Annotated in this window: 1 protein-coding gene; it reads left to right on the top strand. The window is 66.9% G+C overall.

Annotated features, from left to right (window positions below):
- Positions 1 to 3801, top strand: a 3801-nt coding sequence (locus tag ACWCPF_RS45230) for an amino acid adenylation domain-containing protein (protein WP_451050997.1), incomplete at both ends; no start/stop codon positions are given.

Here is a 3801-nt window from a genome sequence, read left to right as displayed (position 1 = left end):
CTGTTGTCGTCGGGGGCGGTGCCGATCGGCCGTCCGATGTGGAACACCCGCGTGTACGTGCTCGACGGCGGGCTGTCGCCGTCACCGGTCGGTGTTGCGGGTGAACTGTATGTGGCGGGTGCGCAGTTGGCCCGGGGGTATTTGGGTCGTGCGGGTCTGACGGCGGAGCGGTTCGTCGCGGACCCGTTCGGTTCGGAGGGCTCGCGGATGTACCGCACCGGTGACCGTGCGAAGTGGAACGCTGACGGGGTCCTGGAGTTCCTGGGCCGCGCCGACGCCCAGGTGAAGGTGCGGGGTTTCCGTATCGAGCCCGGTGAGGTCGAGGCGGTGCTGGTCGGCCACGAGGATGTGGCCCGGGCCGTGGTGATCGTGCGTGAGGACCAGCCGGGCGACAAACGCCTGGTCGCCTACGTCGTCCCCACGGCGGACGCCACCCCCGATCCGGCAGTTCTGCGCGGCCACCTGGCCGGGCAACTCCCCGACTACATGATCCCCTCCGCCTTCGTCACCCTGGACGGAGACGGGACTGGGGACGGGCTGCCGCTGACCCCGAACGGAAAGCTGGACCGGCGGGCCCTGCCAGCACCCGACTTCACCCCGCACACCGTCGGCAGGGCTCCCCGCACACCCCGCGAGGAAGTCCTGTGCGGCCTGTTCGCCGAGGTCCTGGGCGTCGTCTCCGACTCCGTCTCGATCGACGACAGCTTCTTCGACCTCGGCGGTCACTCCCTCCTCGCGACACGCCTGGTGAGCCGCATCCGCTCCTCGCTGGGCGTCGAGGCGAGCATCCGGGCCCTGTTCGAAGCCCCGACCGTCGCCGGACTGATCGACCGACTCGACGAGGGTGGTCGGGTTCGGGAGCGGTTGGGGGTGCGTGAGCGCCCGGAGCGGCTGCCGTTGTCGTTCGCACAGCGCCGGCTCTGGGTTCTGGGCCAGTTGGAGGGCCCGTCCGCGACCTACAACATTCCCTTGGCGTTGCGGTTGTCCGGAGTGCTGGACGTGGGGGCGTTGCGGGCGGCGCTGGGTGATGTGGCGGGGCGGCACGAGAGTCTGCGCACCGTCGTCCTGCAGGACGATGGGGGACAGCCGAGGCAGGTGGTGCTGGACGGACCTGCGGGTGTACCTGATGTCTTGGTGGAGTCGGTCACTGCCGAGCGGGTTGCTGGGGTGGTGGCTGCTGTCGCCGGCACGGGGTTTGATCTGGAGCGTGAGCTGCCGTGGCGGGTGCGCGTTCTCCAGCAGGCCGAGAACGAGTGCGTACTGGTCGTGGTGGTCCATCACATTGCCGCGGACGGTTGGTCGATGGCTCCGTTGGCTCGGGATCTGTCGATCGCGTATGCGGCGCGGTGTGAGGGCAGGGCGCCGGTCTGGTCGCCGTTGCCGGTGCAGTATGCGGATTACACGTTGTGGCAGCGTGAGGTGTTGGGCGGTGAGGACGATCCGGACAGTGTGATCGCCGGTCAGGTCGCGTACTGGACGGAGGCACTTCAGGACCTGCCGGAGCAGTTGGAGTTGCCGGTGGACTTCCCGCGTCCGGCGGTGGCGTCGCATGTGGGTGGTTCGGTGGCGCTGCATGTACCGGCTGAGGTGCATGCGCGGTTGGTCGAGGTTTCGCGTGGGTGCGGGGCGAGTGTGTTCATGGCGGTGCAGGCCGCGCTGGCCGTGTTGCTGTCGAAGATGGGTGCCGGTGACGACATCCCGCTCGGCACTCCGGTGGCCGGCCGCACTGACGACGCCCTCGATGAGCTGGTCGGGTTCTTCGTCAACACACTCGTACTGCGCACGGATGTGTCGGGTGACCCGAGTTTCCGGCAGATCCTGGAGCGGGTGCGGGAGGCGGACCTGGCGGCGTTCGCGCATCAGGACGTCCCTTTCGAGCAGCTGGTGGAGATCCTCAATCCGGCTCGGTCGATGGCCCGGCATCCGCTGTTCCAGGTGATGCTGTCGTTCCAGAACAATGTCCGCCCGGACCTCGACCTGCCCGGTATCCACGCGGAAGCTGAACCCGTGAGTGGCGTGGTGGCGAAGTTCGACCTGTCCTTCAGCCTGGGCGAAACCCACACCGCCGACGGGACCCCTGCTGGGCTGACAGGCCAGTTGGACTACCGGACCGACCTTTTCGACGGCCACACGGCACAGGAGTTGGCGGAGCGGCTGGCACGGCTGCTGGAAGCGGCCGTAGCCGACCCCGACCAGCCGATCCGCGAGATCGATGTACTGAGCGCTGCTGAGCGTCGCCGGATCCTCCTGGAGTGGAACGACACCACCCGAGAGGTGCCGGACGCGACCCTCCCCGAGCTGGTTGCCGCCCAGGTGGCCCGCAGCCCCGAAGCCATCGCCGTCAGCAGTGATGGTGTTGAGCTCAGCTATGCCGAGCTCAACCTGCGGGCGAATCGACTTGCCAGGCGCTTGATGGGACTGGGGGTGGACCGCGAGCGCGTGGTGGGTCTGTGTCTCCCCCGGGGCTTGGACATGGTCGTGGCGTTGCTGGCGGTCTGGAAGGCAGGCGGCGCGTACGTTCCGCTGGATCCGGAGTACCCCGTTGATCGCCTGGCTTACATGGTGACTGACAGCGGAGCCGTGGCGGTGCTGGGGACCCCCGAGACGTTGAAAGCAGTGCCGCTGGACTCGGTACACGTACTGCTGCTCGATGAATTCGAGGAGGAGAGTCCGGCTCTGTCCGATGAGCCGGACGTGATGGTCGAACCGGACCAGCTTGCCTATGTGATCTACACGTCGGGTTCAACGGGGCGTCCGAAGGGTGTGGCTGTTCCGCACCGAGGCGTGGCGAACCTGGCTGAGGTGATGCGGCCGGTCCTGGGAGTCCACCAAGGCACTGCAGCCTTGCAGTTCGCGTCGTTCAGCTTTGATGCGTCGGTGTTGGACGTGGCGGTTACGTTGGCTGCCGGCGGGACGTTGGCCATTGCGTCGACGGAGGAACGCTCCGAGCCGGACAGGCTGGCCGAGATGGTCAGGAGCACCGGGGTGAGCGTGGCGAGTGTCGTTCCCTCTCTGATCGGGGTGTTGGATCCGGCTGCTCTGCCGGGTGTGAAGAATTGGGTTCTGGGCGCTGAGCTGCTGACCGCTGACCAGGCAAGCCGCTGGACGCCGGGCGCGCGCATGTGGAATACGTATGGCCCGACCGAGGCCACGGTTATCACTACGGCTATCGAGATAGACAGGGCTATTAGGTCCGAGGACCAACCGCCGCCGATTGGACGTCCACTCGGCAACATGCGCGTGTACGTTTTGGATGCCGGGTTGCGTCCGGTGCCGGTGGGTGTTGCGGGTGAGTTGTATATAGCGGGTGCGCAATTGGCTCGGGGATATGTGGGGCGTGCGGGGCTGACGGCGGAGCGGTTTGTCGCGGATCCGTTCGGTCCGTCGGGGTCGCGGATGTATCGGACCGGCGACCTTGCCAAATGGAACGCCGATGGTGTTCTGGAGTTCGTGGGGCGTGCGGATGCTCAGGTGAAGGTGCGGGGTTTCCGTATCGAGTTGGGTGAGGTCGAGGCGGTGCTGGCCGGGCATGAGGACGTGGCCCAGGTCGTGGTGATCGTGCGTGAGGATCAGCCGGGTGACAAACGCCTCGTGGCCTACGTGGTCCCCACGGCGGACGGCACCGGGGTTCTTGATACGGCTGTTCTGCGCGGTTTTGTGGGTGAGCGTTTGCCGGATTATATGGTGCCGTCGGCTTTTGTGGTGTTGGAGGGGTTGCCGTTGACGCCGAATGGGAAGTTGGACCGGGGTGTTCTGCCGGTTCCTGAGTTTGGTGTGGGTGGGTTGGGTCGGGGGCCGCGG

The sequence above is a fragment of the Streptomyces sp. NPDC001858 genome, assembly GCF_053594615.1.
This window is presented reverse-complemented; position numbering and strand designations above follow the sequence as displayed.